General features: G+C 74.2%; 8 protein-coding genes. 6 read left to right on the plus strand and 2 right to left on the minus strand.

Annotation, left to right across the window (positions count from 1 at the left end; genetic code table 11):
* Positions 1-116 precede the first annotated feature (116 nt).
* On the plus strand, positions 117-1,823 hold the full coding sequence (locus tag ACZ4Z3_RS08815) for a glycerol-3-phosphate dehydrogenase/oxidase (RefSeq protein ID WP_468500327.1): 1,707 nt from the start codon (positions 117-119) through the stop codon (positions 1,821-1,823).
* A gap of 20 nt (positions 1,824-1,843) precedes the next feature.
* Here the strand turns inward: ACZ4Z3_RS08815 and ACZ4Z3_RS08820 are convergent, their stop codons facing one another.
* On the minus strand, positions 1,844-2,986 hold the full coding sequence (locus ACZ4Z3_RS08820; RefSeq protein WP_468500328.1) for a serine hydrolase domain-containing protein: 1,143 nt from the start codon (positions 2,984-2,986) through the stop codon (positions 1,844-1,846).
* Positions 2,987-3,363: 377 nt separating this feature from the next.
* Here ACZ4Z3_RS08820 and ACZ4Z3_RS08825 point away from each other — a divergent pair, with 377 nt between their 5' ends.
* From ACZ4Z3_RS08825 to ACZ4Z3_RS08845, 5 genes are all read left to right on the plus strand, one after another.
* Positions 3,364-5,553, plus strand: a complete 2,190-nt coding sequence (locus ACZ4Z3_RS08825; protein WP_468500814.1) for a serine/threonine-protein kinase — start codon at positions 3,364-3,366, stop codon at positions 5,551-5,553.
* A gap of 501 nt (positions 5,554-6,054) precedes the next feature.
* Complete coding sequence (locus ACZ4Z3_RS08830; RefSeq protein ID WP_468500329.1) at positions 6,055-8,772, plus strand: protein kinase; 2,718 nt, start codon at positions 6,055-6,057, stop codon at positions 8,770-8,772.
* Between the two features lie 288 nt (positions 8,773-9,060).
* Positions 9,061-11,004 (plus strand): serine/threonine-protein kinase, encoded by a 1,944-nt coding sequence (locus tag ACZ4Z3_RS08835; protein WP_468500330.1) that lies wholly within the window; start codon positions 9,061-9,063, stop codon positions 11,002-11,004.
* Between the two features lie 240 nt (positions 11,005-11,244).
* Complete coding sequence (locus ACZ4Z3_RS08840) at positions 11,245-13,065, plus strand: serine/threonine-protein kinase (protein WP_468500331.1); 1,821 nt, start codon at positions 11,245-11,247, stop codon at positions 13,063-13,065.
* Between the two features lie 147 nt (positions 13,066-13,212).
* Positions 13,213-14,973, plus strand: coding sequence for a serine/threonine-protein kinase (locus tag ACZ4Z3_RS08845; RefSeq protein WP_468500332.1), 1,761 nt, complete (start codon positions 13,213-13,215; stop codon positions 14,971-14,973).
* 18 nt (positions 14,974-14,991) lie between these two features.
* Here the strand turns inward: ACZ4Z3_RS08845 and ACZ4Z3_RS08850 are convergent, their stop codons facing one another.
* Positions 14,992-17,169: a glycosyltransferase family 4 protein gene (locus tag ACZ4Z3_RS08850; protein WP_468500333.1), complete on the minus strand. Its 2,178-nt coding sequence runs from the start codon at positions 17,167-17,169 to the stop codon at positions 14,992-14,994.
* Positions 17,170-17,200 lie beyond the last annotated feature (31 nt).

Raw genomic sequence — 17,200 nt, forward strand, 5'->3', positions numbered from 1 at the left:
GGTGGTGGCCGATGTCGGGCAACACGGCCAGAATTCTGGGCAGGGGGATGTGAGCAGGGTCTTGCTCGACGGGCATCGACAGGTGGGACCGGCGCGACAAACAGCGGGAGGCAGCGGTGAGGACAGCGGCACTGGGACCGGCACAGCGCGCCGAGTCACTGGCGGGTATGGCCGAGCGCGAGCTGGACGTGCTGGTCGTGGGTGGTGGCGTGGTCGGTGCGGGTACGGCCCTGGACGCCGTGACACGCGGTCTGTCCACGGGTCTCGTCGAGGCGCGTGACTGGGCGTCGGGCACGTCGAGCAGGTCGAGCAAGCTCATCCACGGCGGCCTGCGCTATCTGGAGATGCTCGACTTCGCCCTCGTCAGGGAGGCATTGAAGGAGCGCGGGCTCCTCCTGGAGCGCCTCGCACCCCATCTGGTGAAGCCCGTGCCGTTCCTCTACCCCCTGCAGCACAAGGGCTGGGAGCGGTTCTACGCGGGATCCGGCGTCGCCCTGTACGACGGGATGTCGATGGCCCGCAGCCACGGCCGGGGCCTGCCCCTGCACCGCCATCTGAGCCGCCGCCGCGCCCTGCGCATAGCGCCCTGCCTCAAGAAGGACGCGCTGGTCGGAGCCCTCCAGTACTACGACGCCCAGATGGACGACGCCCGCTACGTGGCCACCCTGGTGCGCACGGCCGCCTCCTACGGCGCGAAGGTCGCCAACCGGGCGCGTGTCACGGGGTTCCTGCGCGAGGGCGAGCGGGTCGTCGGCGCCAAGGTGCGGGACGTCGAAGGGGGCGGGGAGTACGAGATCCGCGCCAAGCAGGTCGTGAACGCCACCGGGGTGTGGACCGACGACACCCAGGCGATGGTCGGGGAACGCGGCCAGTTCCATGTGCGGGCGTCCAAGGGCATCCATCTGGTCGTACCCAAGGACCGGATCCACTCCACGACCGGGCTGATCCTGCGGACCGAGAAGTCCGTGCTGTTCGTCATCCCCTGGGGCCGGCACTGGATCGTGGGCACCACCGACACCGATTGGGACCTGGACAAGGCCCATCCGGCGGCGTCCAGCGCGGACATCGACTACCTGCTGGAGCAGGTGAACTCGGTCCTCGCGGTGCCGCTCACCCGTGACGACGTGCAGGGCGTGTACGCCGGGCTGCGACCGCTGCTCGCCGGCGAGTCGGAGGCGACCAGCAAGCTCTCGCGCGAACACACCGTCGCCCACCCCGTGCCGGGCCTGGTGGTCGTGGCCGGCGGCAAGTACACGACGTACCGGGTCATGGCGAAGGACGCGGTGGACGCCGCCGTGCACGGGCTCGACCAGCGGGTCGCCGAGTGCGTCACCGAGGACGTGCCGCTGCTGGGGGCCGAGGGGTACCGGGCACTGTGGAACGCGCGGGCGCGGATCGCGGCCGGCACCGGGCTCCATGTGGTGCGCGTGGAGCACCTGTTGAACCGGTACGGGTCCGCGACCGAGGAGATCCTCGACCTCATCGCCGACGCCCCCTCCCTGGCCGAGCCGCTCCAGGCCGCCGACGACTACCTGCGGGCCGAGGTCGTCTACGCGGCCTCCCACGAGGGCGCGCGCCACCTCGACGACGTGCTCACCCGGCGCACCCGGATCTCCATCGAGACCTTCGACCGGGGGACGCGCAGTGCGCGCGAGGCGGCGGAGCTGATGGCGCCGGTGCTCGGCTGGGACAAGGACCAGATCGAGCGGGAGGTCCAGCACTACGAGAAGAGGGTGGAGGCCGAGCGGGAGTCGCAGCGCCAGCCGGACGACCTGACGGCCGACGCGGCGCGGTTGGGCGCGCCGGACATCGTGCCCCTGTAGCAACGTGCCGCTGTAGCGACTTAAAACCTTTTGAGGGTGCGGGGGCAGAACTCGGCGGTGAGCAGCGCCGGTTCCAGGTCGGGGTCCTCGGGCGCGTCCGTGTTCACGCGGTACGTGAGGACGTGACGGCCGTCGACCGTGGCCGCGGTGCGCACGTAGCTGCCGGCGATCCTGCCGTTGTGCCCCCACACCGTGGTGCCGCACGGCAGCCTCACGGGGTGGAGGCCCATGCCGTACGCGCCGTGGGCGGTCCCGGTGTCGAGCATCTCGCGGAGCTGACGGGGACGCAGGAGTTCGCCGCCGAGCAGCGCCCGGTAGAAGCGGTTCAAGTCGGGGAGCGTGGTGACGAGTTCGCCCGCCGCCCCGGCCGCGCGCGGGTCGAGGTCGGTGACGTCGGAGCCGTCGGCGGAGTAGGCGCGGCCGTGCGGCTCCGGCAGTGAGGAGCGGGCACCCGGGAAGGACGTCCCCGTCAGACGGAGGGGCGCGATGACGCGGCGCTCGGCCTCGGTGGCGTAGGAGTTACCGGTGACCTGTTCGATGACCAGGCCCAGCAGCACGTAGTTGGTGTTCGAGTAGAAGAAGCGGCCGGGGACGGCCGGGGGGAGGGCGAGCGCGAGGCGTACGGCCTGACGCGGGGTCACGGGGGTGGTTCCGCCGGTGACTGCCGTGAAGTCGGCGAGGCCGCTGGTGTGTGTGAGCAGTGCGCGCAGCGTGATGCGGCGGCCGTCGTCGGCCCGGCCCGCGCCCTCGCCTCGGACCAGGCCCGGCAGGTGGTCCTCCACCGAGTCCGACAGCGACAGCCGGTGTTCCGCGGCCAGCTGGAGCACGACGGTGGCGATGAACGTCTTGGTGATGCTGCCGGCCCGGAAGCGGTCCGTGCGGCTAAGCGGCTCGGGCCTCTGCCCGGGCGTGCCTTCTCGGCCGACTTCGGCCCAGTCCTCCGCCTCGGCGTGGGCGTAACGGGTGCCGGACGGGTCGTCGGCGAGGAGGGCGGCGGCGGGGGCGTGGCCCCGGGTGACCAGGAGGGGGAGGACGGCGTCCGTGCCCGCCGCGACCTGCGCCCGGGAGGCCGTCGGGGCCACGGCCAGGAGGAACAGGGCCACGGGGACGGCCAGGTGCGCCATGGGCTTCCTCGGTGTCATGGGCGTCCTGGTCGGTGGCATCGGTTCTTCCTGTCGCGGCACATCATGCGGGACGGCCCCGGGCGGCACCGGGGCGGGGGCGGACTTCCGGGGCAGCCCGACGTGCCGCGCCTCCGTTGGCTGGTTTTCGTCGTCCCTGTCACGGCGTCGCGACCCGCCTCCCGAGGGCGTGTCAGGGAACCCCGTCCGACGCCTCAGAAGCGCTTACCCGCACGCCGGACGGGGTGCGGGGACCGGGTCGACGGGCCGACTATGCCCGACCCGGCTGTGAAGTGTGGGTGGGCGGAGTGAGGGTCTGGGGAGATGCGGTGGCTGGTTGAGGGGCACCCTGGGCGAGGGGCGCTTGGCGGGTGGGTGACAATGGAGGCTCTGTCAGGGCGGGTTGCATGAGGGGACGCATGTCGGAGGCGGAGCGGGCTGGGGAATCCCGTCAGGACAAGGACGCACGTCTCCTCGCCGGGCGGTACCGGCTGGGAGGGGTGCTCGGTCGGGGCGGCATGGGCACGGTGTGGCGTGCCAAGGACGAGACGCTGGGCCGTACGGTCGCCATCAAGGAGCTTCGGTTCCCGTCGAGCATCGACGCGGACGAGAAGCGGCGGCTGATCACGCGCACACTGCGCGAGGCCAAGGCGATCGCACGGATCCGCAACAACGGCGCGGTGACGGTGTTCGACGTCGTCCACGAGGACGACCGGCCGTGGATCGTGATGGAACTCGTCGAGGGCAAGTCGCTCGCCGAGGTCATCCGTGAGGACGGTGTGCTCGAACCGAGGCGCGCCGCCGAGGTGGGGCTCGCGATCCTCGACGTGCTGCGCGCCGCGCACCGCGAGGGCATCCTGCACCGGGACGTGAAGCCGTCGAACGTGCTGATCGACAAGCATGACGGCCGGGTCGTCCTCACCGACTTCGGTATCGCGCAGGTCGAGGGCGACCCGTCCATCACCTCGACCGGCATGCTCGTGGGCGCCCCCTCGTACATCTCGCCGGAGCGGGCGCGCGGGCACAAGCCCGGCCCCGCGGCGGACCTGTGGTCGCTCGGCGGGCTGCTGTACGCGGCGGTCGAGGGCGTGCCGCCGTACGACAAGGGGTCGGCCATAGCGACGCTGACCGCCGTGATGACCGAGCCGGTCCCGGAGCCCAAGCGTGGCGGGCCGCTGAAGGACGTCATCTTCGGACTGCTCACGAAGGACCCCGAGCGGCGCCTGGACGACGCCGGCGCGCGGGCGATGCTCAACACGGTCATCCACGCGCCCGACCCGAAGGACGCCGCGCCGCTGGACGCGACGCAGCTCGTGCCGCTGCCGGTGGTGCCTCAGGAGCGGCCCAAGAAGGGCGGGTTCGGCGCGCTCGGGACCAAGCGGGGCGACGAGGCCGGGGAGCGGCCTCGCGCGCCGCGCTGGTCCATGCGCAAGGGCGCGCCCGAGACGGGGTCGGCCGCTGCCGCGTCCGCCGCGTCGAGCGCGTCCGGCGAGGCCGCCCGCGGCACCTCCGGGAACACGCGGGGCGCGGCCCCGGCCGCGACGCCGACCCCGTCCGCGCCGCCGGCCAAGCCCGCCACGCCTGCCAAGCCCGCCGAGCCGGCCACGGCCGTCACCACGAGGTCCGCGTCGGTCGGCCTCTCGTCCGGGGCCGCCGCCGGGACCGCGGCTGCCGGTGCCGCGAAGGCCGGGAGCGCTTCGGGCAAGCCGGTCGCCGGGGCGGTCGGGGCGGTCGGGGCGCGCGACGGTGGCACCGTCGCGGGCGGTGCGACCTCCTCGGGGTGGCCGCAGGTGCCGCCGCCGGACCTTCCGCCGCGGCCCGTGCCCAGGGCGCCCATCACGGATGTGGTCTCGCGGCGGACGCTCGCGGTCATCGCCGTGGCCGTGGCGCTGGTGGTCCTCGGGACCGTGCTGGCGTTCGTGTTCAACGGCGACGGCAGCGCCGACAACAGCAAGGGCGCCGGCACCAAGGCCGCCGTGTCCGGCGGGACTTCCTCGGACGACGCCGCCAAGGACGAGGACAAGAGCGGCAAGGACGAGGACGCGGGTTCGGTCCCCAGCCCGGACGGTGAGACCGCCGAGGAGCCCACGGGGTCGGACGACTCCAAGGAGAACTCGCCGTCCACCGACTCCGACACGGGTTCCGGCGGTTCCGGCGGCTCCGGGTCCTCGAAGGACATCTCCGCCCAGACGTACAAGAGCGGCCAGGGCTTCTCCATCGGACTGCCCGACGGGTGGAAGTACCAGTCCACGGGCGCGGCGGGCGCCCGGTTCGCCGGTCCCGACGGGCAGAAGCTCCTCGTGGGCTGGACGAGCACCCCGAAGGACGACCCGGTCGCCGACTGGAAGAACCAAGAGCAGTACATGACCCGCGCGCAGTACGACCGGATCCGCATAGAGGCGGTGAACTACCGGGGCTGGAACACGGCCGACTGGGAGTTCACCTATGTGGAGGGTGGGACGAAGTACCGGTCGATCGACCGCGGGTTCGTGGTCGACGGGCAGCAGGGGTACGCGCTGATGTACACGGCCAAGGCGTCCGAGTGGAGCGGCGAGCTGCGCAAGGACACCTGGCGGACATTCACCAAAACGTTCCGCCCGAAGTCCTGAGGCGCCGGGGCACCTGTCGGCGCGCGGGAGGCGCTCCGAGGCACACCGGACGCGGTCGGCGGGGTGCGTGTGATGGCGTGAGTCCGCGGCGCGCCGGGGCGGGGCGGTGCCCGTGGAGGGGCGGTTCGGGTGTACGGCGACTGCGGTCCCGGCAAGGGGGGCGCGGCTGTTGTGCGCCGGTGCCCATCTCGTTATGGAGCCGTGAGGATGCCGCTCCGGCCCGATGCGCCGTACGGGGGCGTGCGGGGGCACGGGGTGGTGTGAGCTCCTCCGATGCGAGGTCGGCTGGGGGAGTTGTGCCCGCCCGGTGAGTTCGGGGACGGGTGTTCCGGGGAAGATCGAGGGCGTTCGAGCGCATTCGAGACGGGTGAGATATCGCATCCCCTCAATGCGGGTTGCCTCCGGCACGTATCGTGAATGGCTGCGGACCGTACGCATCCAGCACGGAACGGGCCGCCGGGCGAACGAATTTGACCAACCAGAGGCTCGGGGGAGGGCATCGTGGACGAATACGCGGGACGAGTACTCGCGGACCGCTACCGCCTGCCCCTGCCGCCCACCGACGACTACGAGTTCGCCGAGAGCCGGGCCTTCGACACCTACAGCGGCCAGGAAGTCCTCGTACGGCAGGTGCCGTTGCCCGAGGTCGTCGAGGCCGAGGTACTCGACGCGGACGGCCTGCCCGAGGGGTACGTGGCCCGGGACCGCGGGGCGCGCCGGGGTGCGGCGCGCACCACGCGAGGGGCCACCGACCCGGCCGTACGGCGGGCGATCGAGGCCGCGCAGGCCGCCGCGCAGATCCCCGACCACCCGCGGCTCGACCAGGTCTTCGACGTGTTCGCCGAGGGCGGTTCGCTGTGGATAGTGAGTGAACTGGTGCCGGCGCGGCCGCTCGCGGCGCTGTTGGCGGACCAGCCGCTGACCCCGTACCGGGCGGCCGAGGTCGCCTCCGACGTGCTCACCGCGCTGCGGGCGCTGCACGCCCACGGTTGGGTGCACCGCAACATCACCGAACGGACGGTGCTCGTCTGCGACGACGGCCGGGTCATGCTCACGGGGCTCGCGGTCGGGGCCGCCGAGGAGGCCCTGTGCGGGTACGACCCGGTGCCCGTACGGGACTTCGAGGACCGTCCCGGCACGCCCGGCGATGGTCCGGGCGACGCGACGGGTGCCCGGCCGGTCGTGCCGGGCGGGCGCGGTCCGGGTGCGTCCGGGGCCGGTCAGGGCGGAGCCGCGGGAGCGGTGGGGCCCGGTGGCGTCGGCGGTGCCCGCCCGGTTCCGGGGGCGCTCGGGGGCGGCGGTGCGGGCGCGCCTGGGGTGTCCGCGCCCGGTGGCGCCCTGACGGGCGGTGCGTACGGTGGTCCCGCCCTCGGCGGCGGGACCGGTGGCGCGGTCGGCGACCCGGAGGCGGCGCGTCGGGCCGCGATCGAGGCGAGAGCGGTCACCGACCCCTCGGAAGGGCAGCGTGCCCTGGAGGCCGGCGGTGACGTCCGGGCGGCACGGGCGGGCGCCATCGCGGCGTACCGGGCGGGTGCCCGCGCGGCGGCCCGGGTCCATGACGACCGGCGAGGCGGCCCCGGCAGTGGGCTGCCCGCCCAGCGGCCGGCACCCGGCGCGGCCCACGACGGCACGGCACCCCCGGCCAGCGGCCGCGAGGACGGCCTCGCCCCCGGGCTGGCGACGAGCCCCGTACCCCCCGGCCAGATCGCCGACCCGTACGGCGTCCGCGCGGGCCGCGGCACGACGACCGCCTGGCACGGCGCACAGCCCCGCGGCGGCATGCCCGGACCCGGCCCCGACGGACGGAACCACGCGGCTCCGCGCGACGCACGCCCCGACGGCGTCATGGGCGACGGCAGCGGCGTGCCGGTGCCCGCCGGAACCACGGACGCCACACCCTGGGACCGCGCCGCTGGGGCGGCGCGCGGACGTGGGCCCGCCACGGCGCTCGCCGCCGAGCGGGCGCGGCAGGCGCGGATGGCGGTGGTGGGACCGGTCACCGAGCGCTGGGCGCCGGAACAGGCCGGGCCGGTGCACGAGAACTGGCAGCTGGCGGCCCCGATCGGACCCGCGACGGACCTGTGGGCGCTGGGCGCGCTGCTGTTCCGCGCGGTGCAGGGGCACGCCCCGTACCCGGAGGAGAACACCGCCGAGCTGGTCGAGATGGTGTGCTCGGAACCGCCCGCCTTCGCCGAGGAGTGCGGACCGCTGCGCCCCGTGGTGGAGTCGCTGCTGCGTCAGGACCCCACCGAGCGACTGGATTTCGAGGAGCTGCGCGGCTGGCTGCGCTCCCTCGTGCGGTCGGCGCCGGAGCCCGAGGCCGGCACCCACGTCGTCGCCGCGCCGCCCGTGAACGCGAGCCGGCTGCCCATCGTCCGGCGGCGCGGTGAACTCGTCCGCAGGCGCCGCGCCAAGGTGCCCGCGACCAGCGTCCACGCCCGCCACCGGCGCGCCCGCGAGGAGAAGCCCCCGCAGCCCCGCAAGCTCGGGCGCACCCTGCTCCTGCTGATCCTGCTCGCGCTGGCCGCGGCGGTCGCGTACGCCATGGTGTTCATGCCGAAGGCCGAGCCGAGCAGCGACGGCGTGAGCAACGGCGGCCGGAGCGACGCGGCCGGACAGCCGAGTGCCGGGCCGGAGGCGAGCAGCCAGTCGCGACCCGACCAGAACTCCAGTTCCCCCGACGGGGGCGAGGAAGGGGAGGGGCAGGCGAGCCCGTCGGAGTCGTCCGGTTCGGAGCAGACCCAGACCGGCGGCCCCGAGGTCGCCGCCCAGGGCTTCACCCTGCGCAAGGACGCCGAGGGCTTCCAGGTCGCCGTCGCCACCGGCTGGGACCGCAGCCCCAAGAACGGCCGCGGCCAGGTCGTCTACTCGCGGGGAAGCTTCGAGCTGATCGTCGTACCCGGCCGGGACAGCACGGCGACGTACGGCAGCGATCCGCTGAAGTACCAGCGGGAGGGCGAGCGCGAACTCCAGCCGTTCCGCGACTCGACGTGGGCCACCTCCGGGGGCATGCGGCTGGTCGAGGTCGGCGGGGTCACCATGGCCGAGGGGCAGTTCACCTGGCAGGACAGCCAGGGACGCGGCGTGTTCGTCCGGAACCTCGCGATACTCCTCGACGGCAGGTACCACGTGGTGCAGGTGCGTGGGCCGGAGGCCGAGCGGGACGAGGTGACGCGGCTGTACGAGCAGGCCGCGGACACCTACCGGGTGTCCGGCTGACCCCGCTCCACGGGGGAGCCGACCTTGTTCCACAAGGGAGTCGACCCCGCGGCCTCGGGGGAGTTGACCGTGCTCCACGGGGGAGTTGACCGTGCTCCACGGGGGAGTTGACCTTGCCGCACCGGGGATTGGGGAGTCCGAACCGCGAGGGCGGCGGAAGGTTGCGCTCCGCTCGCGGAAGCGAGAACCGTCACAGTGCTGTCTCTGTGCGGCCGTGCCGGTTTCCCGGGGGGAGCACCGCTCCTTAACCTGACCCTGTCAAGAGCATTGCGGGGCAACGTGAATCAGATGCAGGGCCGGCTCATCGCCGGGCGCTACCGGCTCGTCGACGTCATCGGCAGCGGCGGCATGGGCCGGGTGTGGCGTGCCCGGGACGAGGTGCTGCACCGGGCCGTCGCCGTCAAGGAGTTGACGGCCGCGCTGTACGTCTCGGAGAACGAGCAGGCCGTCCTCCTGGCGCGGACCCGGGCGGAGGCGCGCGCGGCGGCACGGATCAACCACTCGGCCGTCGTCACCGTGCACGACGTGCTGGAGCACGACAACCGGCCGTGGATCGTCATGGAGTTGGTCGAGGGGGTCTCGCTCGCCGACGCGGTCAGGGAACAGGGACGCGTCGAGGCGCGGGAGGCCGCCCGGATCGGCATGTGGGTGCTGCGCGCGCTGCGCGCCGCCCACCAGGCCGGTGTGCTGCACCGTGACGTGAAGCCCGGCAACGTCCTGCTCGCCGAGGACGGGCGGGTGATGCTGACCGACTTCGGCATCGCCCAGGTCGAGGGCGACACGACGATCACCCGCACCGGGGAGATCGTCGGCTCGGTCGACTACATCGCGCCCGAGCGGGTGCGCGGTCATGAACCGGGGCCCGCGTCGGACCTCTGGTCACTGGGCGCCACGCTGTACACGGCGGTGGAGGGCAAGTCGCCGTTCCGGCGCACGACCCCGCTCACCACCATGCAGGCCGTGGTGAGCGAGGAGGCCGCCGAACCGGTGGCGGCGGGCCCGCTCGGACCCGTCATCGCCGCGCTGCTGTGCAAGGACCCCGCCGTACGGCCGGGTGCGCAGGACGCCGAACTGATGCTCGCCGAGGCCGCGGAGGGCCGAAGGCCGCGCGTCGCCGAGGCGTACGTGGCCACGCGGCAGCAGGCGGCGGGCACGGCGGGGACGGAGGGCACGGCAGGCGCGATGGGCGCGGCCGGGTCGACCGGTACGGATTCCGGTCGTCGTGGCCGGGACGCGGTGAGCGAGGCGGACGGAGCGCCTGACACGGACTCCGGGTCCGCGAGCCGCTCTCGCGGGGCGGACGGCTGGGCCGGCAGCGGCTCGCACGGGACTGACGGTCGGGCCGTGAGTGTCGGTCCCCACGGGGTGCGCGAGGGGGGTGCCAGTGGCGCCCACTCCGCCCCTGCGTACGGCGGGCCCGTCGGGAACACCGGTGGGGAGGCGTACGGCGCGGGGCGTCCCGGTGGGGGTGCCGTGCCGCCCGGCGGCTTCGTGCACTCCGCCACGCCCGCGACCGGCTTCCCTCCCGGCGGCCAGATGGTCGGCCACGCACCCGGGCACGCTCCCGCCCCCGCGCCCGGCGGCACCACGCGGCGTGGACGCGGCCGTACCGTCGCGCTCGTCGCCCTGCTGGCCGCGCTCATCGGCGGCGGTGGCGCCGCCGCGATGCACTACACGGACGAGTGGCGGACGGAGAACACCTCGGCCACCGCCGGCACGACGGCCGGGACCGGCGGTACGACCACGGGCCAGGGTCGGCCGGCGACGGACGGCGTCCCCGAGGGCTGGGTTCGCGTCGAGGACCCGGAGGGGTTCAGCCTCGCCCTGCCCAAGGGGTGGAAGCGCCAGGTGGAGGGCGCGCAGATCGACTACACACCGGACGGTGGCAAGCACTTCCTCCGGGTGGCCGTCGACGACTCCCCGGACTTCGACAGCCCCTCCCACCACCAGCTCGACCTGGAGGAGCAGGTGAAGGACCGGCTCCCCGGGTACCGGCGGGTGGGCCTGGAGGACAACCTCTACCGCGACCGTCCGGGCGCGCTCTGGGAGTTCACCTGGAACGCGGCCCAGGACACCGACTTCCCCGGCCCGCGCCGGGCGATCGAGCAGACGTATCTGGCCCGCGACGGCGTCGAGTACACGATCTACATGTCCTCGCCGGCCGCCGACTGGGAGACCGCGCGCCAACAGTTCGACACGGTGCTGCGCAGCTGGCGCGAGGCACGCAAGTGACCCGAGGGGCGCCGGCGTAGGCCGACTTCAAGGGTCCTGTAGGGCCAAGTGGGCGGAGCCCCAGGGGCGAGGGTGAACGTGAAGGGGGCGTCGGCCCGGCTCCTGGGGTCGGCCCGACTCGGGGCCGGGGCCCACGCGTGGCGCGTTCGCGGCGCTCGCGCGACGCGCGTACGTCGCTTGTCGGCCAGCCCTGTCGCGCGGCACCGGAGGGTTTCGGTCCGGTGCGGCATGATGGGGCGCATGGGGACCGAGGGGGAGAACGTCCGCGTCATAGCGGGCCGGTACCGGCTGGAGGCCAGGGTCGGCCGCGGCGGTATGGGCATCGTGTGGCGTGCCACCGACGAACTCCTCGGCCGGCGTGTCGCGGTCAAGGAGCTGGCCCTCGACCCCTCGCTCCCGGAGGAGACGTCCCGGCAGCTGCGTGAACGCACCCTGCGGGAGGCCCGGGCGGTGGCCCGGCTCGGCCACCCGCACATCATCGTCGTCCACGACGTCGTCGAGCAGGACGAACGCCCCTACATCGTCATGGAGTTCATCGACGGCGGCTCCCTCGCGGAGCGGGTCGCGGCCGACGGACCGGTCGACGCGCGGGAGGCGGCCCGGATCGGGCTCGCCCTGCTGGCCGCGCTGCGGCGGGCGCACGACGCGGGTGTCCTGCACCGCGACCTCAAACCCGCGAACGTCCTGCTGGAGAAGGGCACCGACCGGGTCGTCCTCACCGACTTCGGCATCGCCCAGGTCGCGGGCGCCACCACGCTCACCGAGAACGGGTCGTTCGTCGGCTCGCCCGAGTACACCGCGCCGGAACGGATGTCCGGGGTCCGTACCGGGCCGGAGTCCGACCTGTGGTCGCTGGGCGCGCTGCTGTGCACCGTGCTCAGCGGGGAATCGCCGTTCCGCCGCGACTCGCTGGGCGGCATCCTGCACGCCGTCGTCTTCGACGAGATCCGGCCACCGGCCCAGGCCGCGCCACTGCTTCCCGTGATCCGCGGCCTGCTGGAGCGCGACCCCGACCAGCGGCTCGGTGCGGCGGAGGCGGAGCGGCTGCTGCGCGCGTTCCGGGAGACCGGCCGTACGCCGAGACCGCCCAAGGGACCGCGCACCTCGACCGGTTACACACCGACCCGGCGCGACATGCCGCGCACGCCCCCGCCGACCGCCCCCCAGGACACGCCGGAGGCCGGGCATCGGGACCACCCCGAACAGCCCGGGGAGCCCGGCGGGCCCGCGCACGACCGGGCGGCGGCCCTGCGGGAGCAGCCCGGCCGGCCCAGGGGGCCCCAGCCCACCCGGAGCGTCCTGGTCGCCGCCGCGCTGGTCGCGGCGATGGCCGGGGCCGGCGTGTCGGCGGCCGCGCTGCTGCTGGGGGAGGGCGGCGGCCCCGGGAGCGGTGGGCCGACGACATCGGCGCCCCGGACGCCCGGCACGTCGCACACGCCGTCCGGCTCGGCGGGTCAGTCGAGCGGGCGCGACACGCCGGGCACCGACGGGACGGCCTCGGGCGCGACCTCCGGTACGGCGTCCGGGACGACGGAGGGCGCGTCGTCGGGGGCGTCCTCGGGCTCGTCGGGGGGCGCCACGCCCACCGTGACGCGGTCACGGGCGGCCACGGCGCCGACGGTGCCTTCCGGGTACCGGCTCACCCGGGACGACCGGGGCTTCCGCCTCGCCGTGCCGGAGGACTTCACCCGGGAGCCGCAGGGGGAGCGGGTCTTCTACATGTCGCCGGGGCAGTCGATCCGGATCGGCATCAAGGTCGACGACCCGGAGGAGGGCGGACCGGTCGCGGTGATGCGGCGCGCCCACGAGAAGGGTCCCTCCACGAACCCCGGCTACCGCGACGGCCGGGTGGCCGGGACGACGCACCAGGGGCGGCCGGCGGCGCTCTGGGAGTTCACCTGGGACGGCTTCAGCTCGGCGGAGGGCCCCCGGCACACGTACGACCTGTGCTGGGAGCAGGACGGGAAGCTGTACGACGTGTGGGTCTCGGCGCCGGTCGGGAGGGTGAGCGAGGCGAAGGAGTACTTCGACGTCGCGGTGGACACCTTCGCGGGTCCATGAGGGGCGTGGTGGACACCTTCGCGGGTCCGTGAGAGGACGTCACCGTAGGCGAGTAAAAGGGAAATAAGGGGCTTCTCGCGTCACGGGTCTGTGACTGGAAAGCGACCGGACTGGAAGCCCGAGGGCTGTCGCGATACAGATGAGCATATGAGCAGCAACGGGGGAGCCCCTTACGGATCCGGCGAGCCGACGAGTTTCGGACTGCAACCGCCGCAGCCCGCCGTGCCGTACCCCGGCAACCCGTACGCGCAGCCGACGCCGCCGGCGCAGCCCCCGCAGCCGGCGCCGCCCGCTCAACAGTCGGCGCCGCAGCCCGCCCCGCCGTCCCACCCGGCCCCGGCCGCCCCACCCGCCCCACAGCCTCATCCCGCCCCCTCCGCCCTGCCCGGCCCGTCCGCGCCCCCCGCGCAGGAACCCGGTGCCGGACGGCTGATCGCGGGCCGCTACCGGCTGCTCGCCAAGCTCGGGCACGGCGGGATGGGCACGGTGTGGCGGGCGAAGGACGAGACGGTGGACCGGGAGGTCGCCGTCAAGGAGCCCCGTGTCCCGGACCACCTTCCCGAGCGTGAACGGGCCAACGCCTACGAGCGGATGCGCCGCGAGGCACGGGCCGCGGCCAGGCTCGATCACCCGGCGGTCGTGAACGTGCACGATGTGGCGGTCGTGGACGACCGGCCGTGGATCGTCATGGAGCTGGTGCAGGGGCGTTCCCTGGGCGACGCCCTCCAGGAGGGCACCCTCGGGGTGCGGGACGCGGCGAGGATCGGCCTGGAGGTGCTCGGCGCGCTGGAGGCCGCGCACGCGGCGGGCATCCTGCACCGCGACGTCAAACCGGACAACGTCCTGCTCGGCCGTCACGACCGGGTCGTCCTCACCGACTTCGGCATCGCCCAGATCGAGGGCGAGACCAATCTGACGGACACCGGCGGTTTCGTCGGCTCCCCCGAGTACATCGCCCCCGAGCGGGTGCTGGGCCAGCGCCCCGGCCCCGCCTCCGACCTCTGGTCGCTCGGCGTCGTCCTCTACGCCGCCACCGAAGGGGTCTCACCCTTCCGGCGCAGCAACACGCCCGCGACGCTGCAGTCCGTCCTCAACGCCGCGCCCGCCGCGCCCGCGTCGGCCACGGGCCCCCTCGCCGAGGCCATCAACGGCCTGCTGCAGAAGGACCCGGCGCGCCGCCCGAACGCCGCCCGCGTCCGTGAACTCCTGGAGGCCGCCGCGAACCCGCCGGCCCCGGCGCCCACCCAGGTGATCCAGCAGGTCGCCGCCCCCTCCGGGAAGGGCGTGCGCCTCGGCCCCAGGACCCTCGTGGGCCTCGCCGCGGTGGTGGTCGCGGCCGCGGTCACGGCGTACCTGGTCGTCGCGGACCCCTTCGCCGGACCGCTGCCGGACGGCTGGAAGCAGCGGGACCTCGGGGGCAGGGTCGCCGCGAGCGTCGGCGTGCCCGGCGATTTCACGAAGGACACGTACGAGCCGGACGAGGCGGACGACACCTACGCGTCGTACAGCGATCCGAGCGGGCTGATCCAGATCGCCGTGGACCGCGACATCAAGGCGGACGACAAGGACAACGAGATCCCGGCCACCGCGCTGGACAAGGCCTACGCCGACTGGGCCATGCTCAAGGACGGCGAGTACTCCTGGGGCATCGCCGACGACCCCGCGCCCAGGGGCAAGCCGAAGGAGGCCACGTACCAGGAGCGCGAGGCCGCCGAGAACACCATCGTGTACACGACCACCGACAGCGAGTCCCCGCGCGTGCGCGAGGCGCGGCTCCTCTACTACCGGGCGAAGAACGGCGACACGTACCGGCTCTGGATCGACTATCCGGGCAAGGGGCACTTCACCGAGCAGGGCCGCGAGATCGCCCGGACGGCCATCGAGACCCTGAAGATCGACAAGCTGTAGCCACGCCGAGGCGAGGACTCACTCCGGTCGGGACACGCTCACGGCCGGGTCGTTGGTGACGGTCACGGCCAGGTCGTTGGTGACGGTGAAGAAGTAGCGGGCCCGCACGGACGCGCCCGACCGCGCCGGCAGCGTGACCTCCGGGTACTTGTCGGTGTCCTTGCGGTCCACGATGTCGCCGAACAGCCGTCCGAGACGGACCGGTTCCGCGTCGGTGGCGGGCCGCAGGAACAGGTCCCAGACCACCTTGCCGGGCGCGGTCGGCCCCGGCAGCGACGGCAGCCTCCCGTGGAACAGGCGCCCGGCGAACGGATGTCCCTCGGGCGGGCGCCCGCCGGTGGCCTCCACCGGTGCCTCGAAGTCCGCCGCCTCCCCGCCCCGGGCGACACCCACCAGCGCCGCGCCGACGCCGATTTCGGCCCCGTGCAGCACGCCCTCCACGGCCGACGAACCCTCACCGACCGGCAGCGCGGTGACCTCGGCGTGGGCGGCGCGGCGGAAGGTCCGCAGGGCGAGGTAGCCGTCCTTCGTCGTGTACGGGATCCACCACGCGACCGGGCCCGCACCGGTGAACTCCGAGGTCAACAGGTTCCGCTGCTCCACGAGCCCGGCCCGCAACCGGCGCCGGACACCGCGCCCCGCCCACTCCGCGTACAGGTCCCAGCGGCCCTCGGCGAGGGGCGGCCGGGTCTGGCTCAGCAGCGTGGCCCAGCGGTCTCCGGTGCCGTCCGGTGCCTCCCGTTCCAGCGGCACACGGAGTTCGTCGGCGCCGAGGCGGTGGCGCAGGACGAGTACGAGGTCCCGTCCGGACGCGTCGGTCCAGCCGACCGAGAGCCGTACGTCCCGCCGGGCGTCGACCCGGCAGTCGCCCCACGGACGGGACGGCCGGTGCCCGGTCTCCGCCGCGGGCGCCGTCCCGGCCCGCCGCGCACCTCGCCCCGGAGTCGCCCACCGCGTCCACCGCCCCGGCGCCGCACGGCCCGCCCGTCGCCCCTGCCCCGGCACCGCGAAACCCGGCCATCGCCCCATCCCGGCCACCAGCCCCGGCCGGCGGGCGCCCAGTAGCTCGGTGATGAGCCGCTCGTACCGGTCCGCGATCGTGGCCGGTTCGTACCGCTGGACCGTGGCGCGCCCGGCGGTGCCGAGGGTGTGCCGCAGGCCGGGGTCGTTGATCAGGCGGAGCAGACCCGTCGCGAGGGCGTCCGGGTCGCCCGGCGGGACGAGGAGGCCGTCGGAGCCGTCGGTGATGATCTCGCCGGGGCCGTGGGGGCAGTCGGTGGCGACCACGGGCACCCCGGCGTGCATGGCCTCCAGGATGGTCATGCCGAAGGACTCCCACGAGGAGCTGACGACGGCCACCGAGGCCTTCGCCCACTCGGTCTCCAGAGTGGTGTGCGGGCCCATCAGGAACACGTGGTCGTGGAGACCGTGTGCGGCGACGGCGGCGCGCAGGTTGGCGCGCTCCGGCCCCTGGCCGTGGATCCGCAGCCGCCACTCGGGGCGCTCGGCGACGACCTTGGCGAACGCCTCGATGAGCAGGTCGTAGCGCTTGACCGGCACCAGCCGCCCGGCGGCCACCACGAGCGGGGCCCGCAGATCGGAGGGTTCGGCCCGCGGGCGGGGCGCGGCGTTGGCGATGTCCGTGATCCGGGTGCGCAGGCCGGGCAGCCGGCGGCGGTGGTCGGCGGCGTCCCGCGCGGACACGGTGACGAACGCGTCGAGGCGGGCGATCGCCTCGTTCTGCGCCGTGCGCACGCCGGGCACGTGGTTGTCGTACGACAGGTGCTCCTGACCGATGCGGATCGCGTGGCGCGGTCCGTGCTCGGCGAGGACGACGACCAGCGCGGGACGGGTCGCGACGAGGACGTCGGCGTCGGTGGTGTCGAGGAAGGCGCGCAGGCGCGCGTCGGTCAGGGCGGTGTAGCGGTGGGCGAGGACCTCGGTGGGCGGGACCAGCGCGGAGGGCCGCGCCATCAGCTCGTGGCCGCCGTCGTACGCCGCGGAGTCGGGGCGCTCGTCGACCAGCGGGACCAGGCGGACGTCACCGTGCACACCGAGCATCGGCTGCTCCGCCGTCCTGAGGACCGAGACGATCTCGACCTCGTGCCGGGCGGCCAGCGCCCCGGCGAGGTTCAGGGTCGACCGGACCGTGCCGCCGATCGCGTACGCGTTGTGCAGCAGAAAGGTGATCTTCATGGGTGTCGGGCTCCGCGTTCGTCGGCCACGC

The organism is Streptomyces sp. NPDC030296, assembly GCF_055572815.1.